This is a genomic window from Rhodospirillaceae bacterium, assembly GCA_002746255.1.
GTDB lineage: Bacteria > Pseudomonadota > Alphaproteobacteria.
Genome location: NVWO01000001.1, coordinates 315,771 through 330,448, shown reverse-complemented (window position 1 = coordinate 330,448; position 14,678 = coordinate 315,771). Strand labels below are relative to the sequence as shown.

Genomic DNA, 14,678 nt, shown 5'->3' with positions numbered 1-14,678 from the left:
TTAAAGTTCAGCGGCAGGTTTATTGCGCCACTATGTCATTTGGAAAAGCAGAATGAACCGAATTGATCGACTCGTAGGCGAATGGAAAGACGGCGGCATCGAACGCGGTGACCTGGTTATGCTTCATAGCCATGCCGCCCCTGTCTACCGCCGGTTCCGTGCGCTTGGAGAGCGCCTGGAGACAGCCGATCTGCTGCAGTCCTTCCTTCGCGCAGTTGGCCAAGACGGCGGCCTGCTGTTTCCGGCCTTCCGATATGATTTTGCCGATGGCGTTCCTTTTGACATGCGCACATCTCCATCAGGCATGGGCGCCTTGAGCGAAGCGGCGCGCATAGCCTGTGGCCGCCATCGCACCGGCCACCCGTTCTATTCTTTTTCCTGCTTCGGCCATCGCACCGACACTTTGCACGGACGGGTCAACCGCGATGCTTTCGGTTCTGACAGCCCCTTCGCGCTGCTCCATCAGGCCGGGGGAAAGGTGGCAATCCTTGATCTGGACGATCAGCATAGCGTCACTTTTTACCACTATGTCGAACAGGCGATGAACGTGCCGTACCGATTTAAAAAAGAATTCACGGGGCCGCATATCAACCTCGATGGCGTCGAGCAAAGGCTTACTTTCAAAATGCTGGTTCGCGACCTTAAGGCCGGCGTTGTAACAGACGTGAACCCGATGGGCGCCCTGCTTTGGGAAAAAAGCCTCTATCATGGCTCGCAACCGGGCAAGAGCACTGGCCTTCGGACCATTGCCGCCACCGATCTTTTCGATGCCACGGCTGAAATCATCAACCAGGGCCGTGCGCCCGGCATGCTGTATCGCATTGAAAATACTGCGAACGCGCATCAAGAATAGCCCTCGCGCGTCACCACCAATTCGTCTTCCTCATAGGCTGTAAAAGCTAGCGTTCCGGGCCCTGTCGGTCCCGCTTCACATAAATAGGCCAACGCCGACCGGCCAACCTGCTGAATGCTTTTCGGGTCCCGCACGCCGGTACGGGCCCCGGTGGGCGAAAAATTGAAACGGAGATTGATCGCAGGTTCGTCGGAACGGTTTGGCTCAACTTTGTGGAACGTCCTGGCGGGCCATGCCAGAAGATCGCCGGGGCAGGCCAAGATGCGTCTCTTTTCAAACGACCTTGGGGCCGAAGCACCTGCCAGCAACGTCGTCGTCGCATCATCCTCTTCATAGGGCACTGGCAGTGCCTGTGGCTCAACCGCTGCAGATTTTGGAAGAATATAAAGTGGGGCCTGTTCGCCACAACGGTTGGTAATTGGCAACAACGTTGTCAAAAACCGCAAATCAGACTTCGGCATATCTACCCAGTCTTGATGCCATGGATTGTGAATAAAGAAAAATGCACGCAGGAAATCATCTTTCACAAAACGATTGATCGACCCATGCACCTGCGCGTCCATCGGAAAATAGCGCTTCTGAATATATTGCGGGATATCGCATAGCGGAACGGTAATCAGAAGCCGCGCTAAAAACATATCAATGTCCGGCCCTACATAAATCGACATTGCCTGAACCAGATTTTCAAAACTCCGGCTCTCCAGAAACCAGGCCATGCTGGAATAGAGCAGGTTGTTCTGCTGATCGACTCTGCGCACAGGTGCGTCCGTCATAAGCAGTCCGCGCTCAGAAGCCTCTTCCTCGCTAAAGAAAAGCCCCTTTTCCCGCGCCTCTGAGTAGAACGTCATCGCCTCGTTTGTGGCACGGTCTCTGTCTTCCGGCTCAAGGAAATCGGAAACATGCGTGACGCCCTCGACAAGAAGAGGGTCTTTGCGAAGCTTTGTGAATTCAACTAGCATCTGCCTTGCCTCTCACATGGACGTGTTGCAACCCCACGACGTATTCCTCTCGGCCGACTGAATCGAGAATGGCACCCACATCGAAGGCTGGCGTTTTGTAACGCTGCGCCAGTGAGTCAAATAGTTGCGTTGACAAAAATAGCATTGCATCGGTCTTGCAGGAATCCACCTGATCTGGCGGATCAACGCACACACCCGTTCCTGGAATGTAACGGCCATGCTTGCCAACATCGCGATCAAAGACCCCTACGACACGTTCCCGCAGCCAAGGCAGCAAGGTTAAAAACATCGTTGTCGAACCGCCGGCACCATAGATTGCGATCCGTTGCATGGACGAAAATTTTTCACGCAGTATTTTGTCAATTTTTTCGATCATCTTCTGCCTGAGCCTGGCGATTGCCGCACCCGTGAACAAATCAACTTTCATCGGGGCACTCGATGCTTCGGATCGACGCCGATAGGCGACCAGCAACACATTGTCCTCACGAAACAGATGGTCGTGATCAAAGCCAAAAGAATGCATCAGCCCATCCAGAGATGCCCGATGAAAATAGCTCTGATGCTGATGGAAGGCGCCATAGTGCGGAACGGCCCGGGTAAAGCCTTCCGCGTTTGGCACCTCAATCAGAACCAGCCCGCCAGGGCAAACCACATCTGCCAAACGTTCCACTGCACGGTCCGGTTCGGCAAAATGCTCGAGCGTATGAAACAATGTAACGACATCAAACGTGACATCCGGAAAGGCTGCAGTAATAAAATTACCAGCAACCGTCTGATCCGCCTGCGCCGCTGCAGCGTCGCTTACTGCAATATCGCTTACCCAACGTTCTTTTGCCCCGTCAATGCAGCCGACAAAGGGGTTGTTGCCGCCGCCTACATCTAAAATCGTGCGGCCAATGAAAAAACCTTCTCCGAACCGCTCCTTAAATGCCCGAAGACGGTCATCGTGGCCGGCCGAATTATCCTCAACAAAGCTCCCATCTTCATAAAAACGGCTGACAAAATCAGGCGTCATCGTTTGAAGCTGTAGATGACCGCATTTTTTACAAACAAAAAGTTCCAGATCGAACGCTGGATGGGGTGGTTTGCCCGTCGGCCAAAGGCTCACCGGCACGGCCGGGATGCATCCCACCATGTCCCCCTCTGAACCCCGACACACCCGGCACCGTGTCAGCCCATGGGGCGCATCTGCAACGATCGAAACGGCGCTTGTCATGACTTAAGACCGCGCATCGCCCGATTCCCGGCGAACAGGGTCCGCGCGAATTCCAGGTCTTCCAGCGTGTTTATGTCGATGGCCTTATCCCGCGATATTTTAAATCCACGATATTTTTCAAAACGTTCGGAATCACCATTACGAAGGCTTTCCACAGAGAAAAAGGCAAAGGCACCGGTGTCGAAAACCGTTGCCGGCAAATCCTGAGACCGCGCCACAAACAGGTCGTGCCGTTCCGGGTGAATGCGCCCATCGGCCCCAAACAGCAACGCCTGCTGCGCAGGGGCAGGATAATCGGCCACAGCCAATTGTGGGCATTCCTCACCAGCCAGGTAATGCTGAAACCCCGCTTTTAAATCCGCTCCTTCGACAAGTGGACTGCACGCCATCACGAATCCGACCACGTCGAAGCAGCGACCGCGGCGCTCAAATTCATCAAGGACCCACCGCCCAACGTCCAGAACCCCGTCCTTGTCGCCCGCGTACGCCCCTCTAAGAAAAGGAACATCAACGCCAAGGCCCTTCACAACGTCCTGAATGCGCTTGGAATCGGTGGAAACATGGATTTCTTCATAGACGCCGGATTCCGCCATCGCATCCAGGCTGTAAGCCAAAATTGGGCGGCCAAAGAAATCAACAATGTTTTTATCCTGAATACGCTTGCTACCACCGCGCGCCGGAACAATGCCCAAAACCCGCGTCATGATGCTGGCCCCACAACACCCGAACGAAGGATGCCCAGACCCGCGTTCCTGCCTTCGTTAAACAAAAGATCAATCGCACCAAGATAGGGAACAAACCCATTGCCAGGCTGCCGATAATCCGGATGCGCGTAGTCGTGATAATCAACGGAAATACCGGCCGATTGAAAGGCCCCGCTGTCTTCGATGTACTCACGCGACCCAGGCGCCGACAGATAGAAATCGGCCCCCACTTCCTGGCAAATGGCAACCAGACGATCCGCTTTGGAGCCACCCGCCTTTAACGCGCTGGAACATATTGTCGGCGTCACGATCCCAAACACATCCAGCAACCAGCGAGTAACGGCAATGGTTATTTCCGATAGCCGGGTTTGTTCACGCCGCATAATTTCAAAGAGCGCGGATGCGCTATCCCCAAAAAAAGGAGCCTTGGCATAAGCCAATTGGATGGAACGAATATGGTCTTCGGGAAAGGCCCCACCCAGCATTAGCTCGACGTCCTTAATCGATTGCCCGCGGCGGCCTTTTTTAAGCACCGGGACTGTCAGCATGCGCCTGTCGTCGCCAGCCCGAATGTAATTTCGTTGCTGCCAGGAACGGTCATTGAAGGCAACATCGTCCAGGAAAACAAAGCGATCCACCTGGTCAATCATTGCAAGGAGGCCAATCCATGGCAGGTAAGTCGGCTGCATAATGGCAATGCGCATCGCGATCAAGCCTCTTCGACCGCCAGGCCAATGCCGTCAAACCCATAATTGTTTCCGTTATAAAACATGAATTGCTGGCCTCCATGGCGAACCACCGCAGCGTATTCGACCATCACGGAATCAAAACCGTCATCGGAAACGCCGAAATTGCAGCCGGCATCGTTCCGTTTCCATGTCACCCCGTCGTCCGATTCCGCATATCCCATCTGGTATTGTGGCCCCTTATGGGAAAACCACATGCGATAGCAGCCGTCCTCTTTGACGACATAAGGCCGCGCCAGGGCCACTTCGTTCTTGTTTTGAAAATCGATACAAATGGTGCCATCGCGTTTCCAGATACAGCCATCCGTTGACGTACCCGTTTTAATCAAATATCGCGGCAAATCACGGTGTTGCCAGCCAACGCCAGAGACATAGTAGATCCGCCAAAAATCCTTGTCGCGGATCACCCAGGGCGCGGTGTTCAGGAAGGGGTCGCTCTTGCAACGCTCCAGAATTGGCGCCCGCGACCACCGTTCGAATGTTTCCCCCTTGTCCCGACTGATGGCCAACCCGCCAAACAAATGCATGCGCACCGTCGAACCGGGGTTCCACCCAAGGTAATAGAGATAAAGGCCGTTCTCATTTTCAACAATGCAGGATGGTGTCACGCCATTGTCATCGAAACAGCCGAGTTCGCCTGGCGACAACACCGGCCGTGCATTTTTCTCGATGACCTTTGGAGACCCGGACAGGTCAACCAACGCCCAACTGATATGGGATTTGTTATCATCATCGCGGCCCGAATAATAAACCTTGAAGAGACCGTTCCCAAGCGCGTGCGGCGTCGGCACCATTGCATGGGTCCGCGACCACCACTGCGAACGATCCGGCGCGATCAACAGGCCCAGCCTGCACCAATTAGCCAATATGAATTCCGCCCGTCATCCGTTACATCAACGGCAGGACCATGGTCCACCGACCCGTCCCACCCCACTCAAGCGGATAATTTCCGTCAACCGCTCCGACCGAATGATCCACGTCGTAACGAAAAAGGCAGATGTCGCCAATGTCATGGGCCTTAACACTATCAAGCTCCTGACCGTCTTCCCTGAACAGGGTGCCACCACTTTCAAAATCCCGACCGTCTTTCGATAATCCCAAAATCAGGCCTATTCCCTGTGGTGCAAGCTCGTGGACATGCCAATCAAAGAAACCGCCCCCACGCGGATAATGAATTGCCTGTGGCCGAAGTGCCTTCCCCCCGGCATCAACCACCATGGTCTCCGTCCGGCCCGTAAGAGCCCGCCAGATTGCCCCCATGTTTTCAAAGACCGTGGCTATCTCAGAAAGCGCATCTTCCTCATCCTTAAAAACAAAGCAGAAGGTTTCAAAGAGATGTTTCGTCTTCGACGGCGGGTTGATGTCGCGGCGCCACCAATGGGCATTTACCTGCAGCCGCTCTGGATTGCTTTCAGGATGCCCCGCCTGCCACGCCAGCAAGGTTGCCTTGCAACGGTCCATGACAGCTTCTGGAAAAACCTGTTTCAGGACAACAATATTGCTGGCCATGACATCCGCCGAGASAGCCTTCARCTCAGYCACGGGGATCTTCCCACCCCAATCGAGATGCCTTTCAAGCAATTTCATTTCAGGCCCTTTTCAAATCGCAACAAAGAAGCCRCGCCTTAACGAAGAATGGCGATGGTTCGATCGGTCATGAAGCGGGACTTGCGAAACTCAAAAGACAAATCRCCCATAAYCTCTTGGAACGCAACCGTTTCGCCTGGATATTCGCGTGAATTAAACTCATCCAGCATCAACACGCTGCCTGGGATTAANTGCGGCTTGATCGCTTCAAAGGCTGCCTTTGATGGCTCGTATAGGGCCATATCAAAATACGCAAGCGCGATCACAATTTCCGGGTGTTTCCCAAAATAATCTTTTGCTGTTTTTTCCACATCGCCTTTTACCAATTCCGTCTTTCGGACGTTGCGCAGAACGTTGTTGTCTTCATGGTAGCGCAGCAAGGAATCAAGGAAGTTTTCATAATCATCTGAGACCTTGTACCCGCCCTCGACGATCGTTTCGCTGCGGCGGTCCTGATCAGATACGCTTGGATAACCTGTAAAGGTGTCAAATCCTATCACACGACGGCTGGCATTAAACGGCTCATGCAAGGCGCGAAGGTTTTCAAACAACGCCAGATTCTGGCCCCACCATGTTCCAAATTCGACAATGACACCGGGCTTGTCATTAATCAGTTCGTACAGCTCATTTAAGAATAATATTTTTGCCAGGGCTGAACTGCGCATGAAAAGGCCCAGACAAATCATCAATTGGTCATCCGGCATTGGGCGTTCGCGAAACAGCCGATAGAGCACCTCTCGATGCGCTAGCTGTTCATCGCTAGCCTTGGTTTCGCCCTTGTATCCAAACTTTTCCTGATCGCTACCCATAAATCCATCCAATATGTTTAAAAAGACAAGCTTGGATTATTCACCAAAATACTGACGTTTCAGCACACGCGCGCGCCGATCTTCCGCAGGGAACACCGTTGCCCCATTGCCCAAGGCAACCGCACCATCCGGCAAGTCGCTCGAAATGGATGCGTCCATGGCAACAAAACAGTCGCTGCCAACCCGCGTAAAATCTTTCAGCGTCGCGTTCACTCCAAGAAAACTTCGCTCACCAATGTCGCAATGTCCTGAAATGCAGACATGCGATGCGACATAGACATGATCATGAATGACGCTTCCATGCCCAATATGATTCCCCGACCAGATCATAACGTTATTCCCAATTTTTGCCGTCGGCTGAATTGTCTGGTTTTCAAGAATAAAGCAATTGTCGCCAACGGAAATGTCCGGCCAGGTTGCAGATTTGCTGCAAATGTACGAAGCCAGTTCATAGCCTGCGGAAATGGCCTGCCGGTATTTTTCTTCACGAAACTTGTTCAGCCCCTGATAGGAGAGCGCAACATGCATTGCATTTGCAGTGGGTGAAAACCGGGTCACGGCCTCGCTAAACGGAACAACGGGAAGCCCTTCAAAGCTATCCTCGTCAACAAAAGCGTCATCAACGGCAAATGCCACTACCCGACGGTCGCCATCGTTCTCAAAATAATAGCGTGCCAGTGCCGCAATTTCGCGGGTGCCGAAGATAATCAGGTTCTTCATAATCCCTGCCATCCTTGATCAGGAAAAGTTTAAATCGTCCCAGGTCAACGGATTTCCTGCCGAAACATTCCGCCCGGCCCGCGCACCGATCACCGCTTTTAGGTGCCTTGCCTTCACGCCAATCGCCGGGCGTTTGATTTCCAGAAGCTCCGCAGTAATTTTATCGCCTTTGGCTATGTCTACCGCCAGCCACAAACCGTCTCGCCGCCCATGCTCGCGCTCTGACGGTAGAATACGCTTTCTGCTTTCCCCGATCGCCTCATGCGCCGTACGAACACCTTCAACCATGGCCTTCAATTCGTCCGGCTCCAAAGCATAGAAATGGTCGGGCCCTTTCATGGAACGATCAAGCGTAAAGTGCTTCTCGATCGAATGGGCACCACGTGCCGCCGCCGCAATCGGAGCAATAATTCCAAGCGAATGGTCTGAAAATCCAACCGGCCCGCCAAAGGCGGATTGCAACATATCCATGACCGCTAGATTCACATCGGCATTTTCAAGCGGGTATATCGACTGGCATTGCATTAAACCAATGTCGGCAAGACCCAGGCCGAGGCAAACCTCAACGGCATCCGAAATTTCGCCAAGACCGCACATCCCGGTCGATAAAAACACGGGCTTGCCGATTGCAGCCATTCTGGCAACCAGGTCCAGATTCGTCGTTTCTGACGAGCCCACCTTTAAAAAAGGTACGCCCAGGTCTGCCAACGCATGAATGGATTCCAGATCAAAAGCCGACGCTGAAAAATGCAATCCCTGCGCAACCGCATGGGCCTTTAGGTCCGGTAACCAATCGGCATCAAGCTGCACTGATCTAAAAATATCATAAATTTCGCCACCATCCGGATAAAGCACATCCGCACGAAAAAGCTGGAATTTAACCGCATCCGCCCCAGCCGCCTTCGCAGCATCAATCAATCTGCGCGCAACGTCCTTCGACTGATTAAAATTAGATCCGGCCTCGGCAATCACGTAGGGCGATGCCCCTACACCAACAAGGCGACCCTCAATCTTAAAACTATTGTTCAGCATGGGAGTAACTTTGCTTCCTTTAAAACACGGTCCGCGCCCTGCCCGTCCACCAGGGATATCCCCGCATGGGACATGCGCCTACGACCATCTGCATCCTCAACCATTTTCGAAACAGCGTCCGCAATCGTTGCCCCGTCAAGGTCGCTCAAGATGCCCAAAACTTTCAAACTACCGCTTTCTGCAAAGGCCAGGTTGGCCTGGTGATGCGCCGGGCTGAGCGACACAGCAATTGTCGGAACACCCATGGCCGCCAATTCGTATTTGGTCAGCCCATTGGCAGTGACGCAAAGATCGGCGTTCTGCATTTGCACGACAAGGGAATGCGGTGCATAGACTGGATGAACTCGATCCGGCGCACGCGCGGCAAGCGCCTCAATCTGCTGCCTGTTTTCATTAGAAAACAAGACACCCACCACAACGTCGATTTCAATGTCACTCTCCGGCATGCTGAGAAGGGCCTCTAAAATTTTTGGCGAGGCCATATATGGATCAGCGCCGCCGCATGTAACAAGAATCCGCAAAACCATGCTTTGCGTCCCACGCCGTCCGACATCTTGATAATTTCGCGCAAGCGGAAAATATCGTGGCCCAGTCAGAACGGAGAGCGCGTGGGTTGGGCAGGGACCTGTTTCACCAACGTAAGGCGCGACAATAAAATCAACCAGCGGCGCACCAATCTGGCGCCGGTAATTTTTCTGGCCATAGCCGTCGAAAAATACAATCGGCACAGCGGCCTTGCAGACATCCGTCATTTCAGCAAAAAGCCGGTCCTGTTCGGCCTGCCAATCTGTGTGAACCAGGTCATAGACAACAGCGTCCGCTCTGGTTTCAGACAGCCACTTTTTTGGCAACACATCGGTAGAAACAGATGCCATGAAGCGATTTTCATCAAGCAGGCTTAAAACCCCATCCCCGGCGCCGGGAATACAGAAATGCACTGCCGTCCCGTGGTTGCGCAGCGCCTCGGCAAGAACCATCGTGCGGGCCAAATGACCAAAACCGATTTTCGGACCCGCAGCCACACGAAAGACGATGCTTGCCATCTTTTTCAAGGCTCAACCTTCTTTCTCAGCATTCGGCGCTCGCACCGTAAAAATTGGCGTGATGGGAGGATAAGGAAGACGCGCCTCAAGGCCCGGAATCTCAAGCTCCCTGGAAAAACGTTCGGCAAAGCTGTCAAAGGCCTCTGCAACCTTCTGCAAATCCTCCTCACCAAACGCATGGCATATGGTCAATGACCCGTTCATAAACACGCCATGGCGGATCATTTCGGCAAGCATGAACGTGCGATTGACCGCCTGCGAATTACCACGCCCTTCCGATACGGCGATGAAGCCAAGGCAGGGCTCGTTCATCACAGACAGCAAATCCCCAAGTCCGTATTTTGCAATCGTCTGGCGCAACCGCGTCTGCAATCGCCCCCCCATCGCCCATAAATGTTCAACAACGCCCTGTTTGCGGATTTTTCGAATGGTGGCTAGCGATGCGGCTAGCGAAAGTGCTTCGCCGCCAAACGTGCCTGAAAAAAAGATATCCTCCATCAGGCGCATGATGTCTCGCCGTCCCGTGACAGCCGATAACGGCATGCCATTTGCCATCGACTTGCCCAGGCAAGTCAGGTCCGGCGTCACACCATAGAGCTGTTGCGCCCCACCCAGAGCAAAGCGAAAGCCCGTCACCACTTCGTCGAAAATCAACACGGCGCCCGACCGATTCGCCAAAGCACGGATTTCAGACAAGGCGGCTTTCGGATTGTCCAGCAACATCGGCTCTACGATGATTGCCGCAAAGCCGTCGGGGTGTTCGGCAAGCTTTGTTGCGACCGTCTCCGGATCATTGGCCGATGCCCTGTCCGTCAGGACGCGAACGCTTCCCGGAACGCCAAGGTCACGGGTTGTTGTACCGATATACCAGTCGTGCCAGCCATGATATCCGCAGGCAAGTACCCGTTCGCGCCCCGTATAGGCCCGCGCCAGCCGAACAGCGGCCGAGGTCACATCGGATCCGTTCTTTGCAAAACGCACCATCTCGGCGCTTGGCACCACATCAACGATCAGCTCCGCAAGCTCAGCCTCAAGCCGCGTCGGCAGACTAAAGGAAATGCCACACGCAAGCTGTTCGCGAATGGCCGCATCCACGTCGGGATCGCAATAGCCAAGGCCAATCGCAGCCAGCCCCATGGCAAGGTCGACGAACACATTGCCGTCGATATCCGTAAAATGAGCCCCCTGCGCCCGGTCGACAAACAACGGTGCATGACCATCTGGAAACTGGATATGGGACTTGCTAAACGTCTGCGAGCCGGTAGGAATCGTCGCCAATGCCTGCTTCAACAACGCGTTGCTGGCGGCAAATGTTTTATTTTTGGAAGGGTCCGTCATTCTGATTTGAACAGGGTTGCTTCTTTCAATTTTGGCCAATGGGATGGATTAAGAAATCGCYCATCTTTCCAGGCACAGGCATCGGTCTCTGAAACGTCTGTTTTGATGAACCGGCTGGCAGCAGCCACAATCTCATAAAACTGGTCTGCACTGTTGACACCGACGAYAACCCGCGAAACTTGCGGCAGTTGTGCGACGAAGGACAAACACAGTGCCAGCCTGCTCACACCCATCGCCCGTGCGACCGCGTCGAGGGCTTCAATTTCCGCAACGGCGCGGCCAAACAACGCATCAACCGCATGTGATTCCGCCAACAGAACACCTTGCAGGAACACCGAACGGGCATGAACTTCAACGCCCCTTTCGGCAAGCTTCTGCAGATGGCCAGAACCGATCAACCGCTGATCTGCAAGGCTGACAGGCAGCTGAACAACCGCTGGGTTGAACCGATCCAGAACGGCATCAATGTCCGAGGCGTCATAGAGCGAGACGCCAATCTTCCGAACCAAACCGTCGTCGCGGGCACGCTGCAAAACGTCCCACAGCGCGCCCCCCTGAGACCCAATAAGGTCTGCGGCACGATGCACCAGCACGGCGTCCAGTTGACGCACACCCAATCGATCACGCGCTTGACAAATTTGTTCAACAATCTTGGTCGCAGCCGCTTCGTCCAGCGTCTTTCCAGATAAAGGAAGAATCTTCGTGACAATTTTTGCGTCCCGAGCCTTCGCTTTTCCAATCGCCCGGCCGACCACATCTTCAGCCGTGCCATACCCGATCGCCGTATCAAAGCGATCAATGTTTTTTTTAAGGGCGGCCGCAAGAATTGCCGCCACTTCCTCTACCGGCACCTGCCCGGCTCCCGGAACGGCCCCATAAGGCATTCCGAAATTAACCGTGCCGATCGTCAATTTATCGAGAACCGGCTTCACCGTGCGAAAGATCCGAAACGCAATGGCGCGCCATCACGAAACCATCCGGCTTTTCTTCAAAGACCGAGAAGCCCGCGTTGCAAAAAACAGCGACGGATTTCTCATTTTTACGGTCAACGCCCGCCCGAACCGAAAGGCATGACAATTCGTTCAGAGCAAAGTTGCTGGCCGCCGAAATCATCCGGACACCAAACCCCTGCCCCCATATTGACCGGTCAAAGAGAGCAATGCCAAGCCATATGGATGCCCCGTCATATTCATGGAGTCGCACATTCCCACGATGGATGCCTGCGATAAAAAGCCCAAAAAGCAGGCAATCCTCCCGTTGCCAATTGTCCATGACAAAATTCTGAACGGATTGCGCATTGAGTACGCCCCGATTGATAGAAACAAAATGCCGAACCTCGGGATCGTTCATTCCGTCGATATAGGCCGATGTGATATCCCCCTGGCGCAGAACACGCAGTTCCGCATGATCGCTTTCAGGCAGCAGAGACAGCCTAAACGACTGCTCGCTCAGGTTTTGCATTCGCCTGACGATGATAAATTAAGAGCACGCCCCAGTGCCGCGACCACATGATCCACATCCGCATCCGTCATGCCGGGATGAAGCGGTAGGGTTAGCGTGTTCGCGTAATAGCGCTCGGCAACAGGGAAGTCGTCAAAGCACAGATCATAGCGATCCCTATAATAAGGGTGCCGATACACCGGGATGTAGTGAACCTGCGTCCAGATTTCTTCTGCCTGAAGGGCACGCATGACCTCACGGCGCGAAATAGCTATCGCTTCGAAGTCAATCGCCACAAGGTAGAGATGATGCGACGATTGCTTGCGCCAGGCTGCATTGGCCTGCAACGACGTGATCTGAACACAGTCTCGAAATGCGCTGTCATAGCGCGCAGCAAGCGCGCGACGCCTCTGAACAAAGGCGTTGAGCTTTCCCATCTGAGACAGCCCAAGAGCGGCATGCACATCTGACAATCTGTAATTATATCCAAGCTGCTGCTGCTCGTAGTACCAGGGCCCCACGTCCCCCGCTGCGTCTTCCGTTTCCGCAAAACGGAAATTATCCGCCTCTTTTTCAATTCCATGATTGCGAAACAGGCGCAGCCGGTCTGCCAATGCCGCATCATTCGTCGTCGCAATGCCACCCTCTCCGCTTGTAATCGGCTTCACAGGATGGAACGAAAAAACAGAAATATCAGCATGATCGCAACAGCCCACCGGGCGACCGTTCTCATCGGCTGCACCAAGCGCATGGGAGGCATCTTCAATAATAAACCGCGAACCAGCCACCTCACGGATCGCCTTGCTGTTCGCGCTAAGCCCACCCATATGCACGGGCATTACGGCTTTTACCTGTCGCCCGGCAGATTCCTCGCGGGCAATCACCGTCGCAAGCGCCTTGGGATCGCATCCGATGCTATCCCGATCGATGTCGCAAAAAGCAACCTCGCCGCCGCAATGACGAAAGACATTGGCCGACGCACAAAAGGTAATGGCCTGCGTTATTCCAACATCCCCGGGGCCAATGCCGCACGCATTGGCCGACGCATGTAGTGCCCCGGTGGCATTTGCAAAAGCCACGGCGTGCGCCGCACCGACGCGATCGGCAACCGCATGCTCAAAGCGGGCCACAACCGGGCCCTGGGTTAGAAAATCGCTTTTCAAAACCTCCACAACGGCCGCGATGTCCTCGCTGTCCACCACTTGGCGGCCATAATGCAGGGGTCGGCGCGCCATCAATCAATCACCGCGCGTAATTGATCAACGCTTAGCCATTCGTCATTTGTATTGCTGGCATAATGAAACGTTTCATCGACCGGCGTCCCCACCTGTCCCCCATAAAGGTTTGGATCGCCCTCACTTCGGTCAGGCACCTGCTCGCCCTTGATAACGAAAAAGTCATCCAGTTCTATTGTGTGGCGGGCTTCTTCAGACGGCACCATCACTTCGTGAAGTTTTTCGCCAGGACGAATGCCAACAATCTCCTGTTTGCAGCCGGGGGCAATGGCTTCCGCAAGGTCTGTGATCTGCATCGATGGCAGCTTGGCAACAAACGTCTCACCACCGTTCAGCATCCCGACACACCGCGCAACAAATTGGGCACCCTGGTCAAGGGTGATCCAAAAACGGGTCATGCGAGAATCCGTAATTGGAATCGTGCCGGTTTCACGCAACTTTTTAAAGAAAGGAACCACACTGCCGCGCGAACCAATCACGTTGCCATAACGGACATTGGAAAAACGCGTGCCATCGCTGCCGGAAAGATTGTTCGCCGCAATGAATAGCTTGTCCGCACAAAGCTTGGTGGCACCGTACAGATTGATAGGGTTGACCGCTTTGTCAGTTGACAACGCCACAACTTTTTTTACACCACTATCGATTGCAACGTTGATGACATTTTCTGCACCCATTACATTCGTCATGATGCATTCAATCGGATTGTATTCCGCTGCCGGCACCTGCTTAAGCGCGGCGGCATGAATCACAAGATCGATGCCTTGAAAAGCCCGGCGCAACCGCGCCTCATCGCGAACGTCGCCGATAAAATAACGCAGATTTGGTGCGTCCAATTCCTGGCTCATCTCAAATTGCTTTAATTCATCTCGGGAAAAGACGACCAGACGTCGCGGCTTGTATTTTTCCAAAAGTAGCTTCACAAACTTTTTCCCGAAGGAGCCTGTGCCGCCGGTGACAAGAACCGAACTTCCGTTTATGTCCATCGCTTTAGAGTGG

General features: G+C 53.8%; 16 protein-coding genes. 1 reads left to right on the top strand and 15 read right to left on the bottom strand.

Going from position 1 to position 14,678, the window contains the following annotated elements; all coding sequences use genetic code 11:
• The first annotated feature begins 52 nt into the window (after positions 1–52).
• Positions 53–853 carry a hypothetical protein gene (locus COA65_01600; GenBank protein ID PCJ61671.1) on the top strand — a complete coding sequence of 267 codons (801 nt, stop codon included), beginning with the start codon at positions 53–55 and terminating at the stop codon, positions 851–853.
• On the opposite strand, the gene COA65_01595 is transcribed toward COA65_01600, so the two are convergent.
• The 15 genes from COA65_01595 to pseB all read right to left on the bottom strand — a co-directional run bounded on the left by COA65_01595 (position 844) and on the right by pseB (position 14,665).
• The gene (locus tag COA65_01595; GenBank protein ID PCJ61670.1) at positions 844–1,812 is read right to left on the bottom strand and encodes a hypothetical protein; all 969 of its coding nucleotides are present in this window, start codon (positions 1,810–1,812) and stop codon (positions 844–846) included. The two genes, COA65_01600 and COA65_01595, sit on opposite strands and share 10 nt — an antisense overlap.
• Complete coding sequence (locus COA65_01590; protein PCJ61669.1) at positions 1,802–3,028, bottom strand: hypothetical protein; 1,227 nt, start codon at positions 3,026–3,028, stop codon at positions 1,802–1,804. The genes COA65_01595 and COA65_01590 overlap by 11 nt, the downstream gene beginning before the upstream one ends.
• Entirely contained in the window at positions 3,025–3,732 is a 708-nt protein-coding gene (locus COA65_01585) for a pseudaminic acid cytidylyltransferase (GenBank protein PCJ61668.1), read from the bottom strand. Before COA65_01585 ends, COA65_01590 begins: the two co-directional genes overlap by 4 nt.
• Complete coding sequence (locus COA65_01580) at positions 3,729–4,445, bottom strand: hypothetical protein (GenBank protein PCJ61667.1); 717 nt, start codon at positions 4,443–4,445, stop codon at positions 3,729–3,731. The genes COA65_01585 and COA65_01580 overlap by 4 nt, the downstream gene beginning before the upstream one ends.
• The gene (locus COA65_01575; protein ID PCJ61666.1) at positions 4,442–5,272 is read right to left on the bottom strand and encodes a hypothetical protein; all 831 of its coding nucleotides are present in this window, start codon (positions 5,270–5,272) and stop codon (positions 4,442–4,444) included. Before COA65_01575 ends, COA65_01580 begins: the two co-directional genes overlap by 4 nt.
• Positions 5,273–5,366: 94 nt before the next feature.
• Complete coding sequence (locus tag COA65_01570; GenBank protein ID PCJ61665.1) at positions 5,367–6,065, bottom strand: hypothetical protein; 699 nt, start codon at positions 6,063–6,065, stop codon at positions 5,367–5,369.
• Between the two features lie 38 nt (positions 6,066–6,103).
• A complete protein-coding gene (locus COA65_01565; GenBank protein PCJ61664.1) occupies positions 6,104–6,874 on the bottom strand; it encodes a dTDP-6-deoxy-L-hexose 3-O-methyltransferase in 771 nt (256 codons plus the stop codon).
• 36 nt (positions 6,875–6,910) lie between these two features.
• Entirely contained in the window at positions 6,911–7,606 is a 696-nt protein-coding gene (locus tag COA65_01560; protein PCJ61663.1) for a transferase, read from the bottom strand.
• Between the two features lie 6 nt (positions 7,607–7,612).
• Positions 7,613–8,626, bottom strand: a complete 1,014-nt coding sequence (locus COA65_01555; protein ID PCJ61662.1) for an N-acetylneuraminate synthase — start codon at positions 8,624–8,626, stop codon at positions 7,613–7,615.
• Positions 8,620–9,678, bottom strand: coding sequence for a hypothetical protein (locus COA65_01550; protein PCJ61661.1), 1,059 nt, complete (start codon positions 9,676–9,678; stop codon positions 8,620–8,622). Before COA65_01550 ends, COA65_01555 begins: the two co-directional genes overlap by 7 nt.
• Positions 9,679–9,681: 3 nt before the next feature.
• On the bottom strand, positions 9,682–11,007 hold the full coding sequence (locus COA65_01545) for an aspartate aminotransferase family protein (GenBank protein PCJ61660.1): 1,326 nt from the start codon (positions 11,005–11,007) through the stop codon (positions 9,682–9,684).
• A complete protein-coding gene (locus tag COA65_01540) occupies positions 11,004–11,918 on the bottom strand; it encodes an aryl-alcohol dehydrogenase (GenBank protein PCJ61659.1) in 915 nt (304 codons plus the stop codon). Before COA65_01540 ends, COA65_01545 begins: the two co-directional genes overlap by 4 nt.
• A 1-nt stretch (position 11,919) precedes the next feature.
• On the bottom strand, positions 11,920–12,468 hold the full coding sequence (locus COA65_01535) for a hypothetical protein (protein PCJ61658.1): 549 nt from the start codon (positions 12,466–12,468) through the stop codon (positions 11,920–11,922).
• Complete coding sequence (pseC, locus tag COA65_01530) at positions 12,456–13,682, bottom strand: UDP-4-amino-4,6-dideoxy-N-acetyl-beta-L-altrosamine transaminase (GenBank protein PCJ61657.1); 1,227 nt, start codon at positions 13,680–13,682, stop codon at positions 12,456–12,458. Before pseC ends, COA65_01535 begins: the two co-directional genes overlap by 13 nt.
• A complete protein-coding gene (gene pseB, locus COA65_01525) occupies positions 13,682–14,665 on the bottom strand; it encodes a UDP-N-acetylglucosamine 4,6-dehydratase (inverting) (GenBank protein PCJ61656.1) in 984 nt (327 codons plus the stop codon). The genes pseC and pseB overlap by 1 nt, the downstream gene beginning before the upstream one ends.
• Positions 14,666–14,678 lie beyond the last annotated feature (13 nt).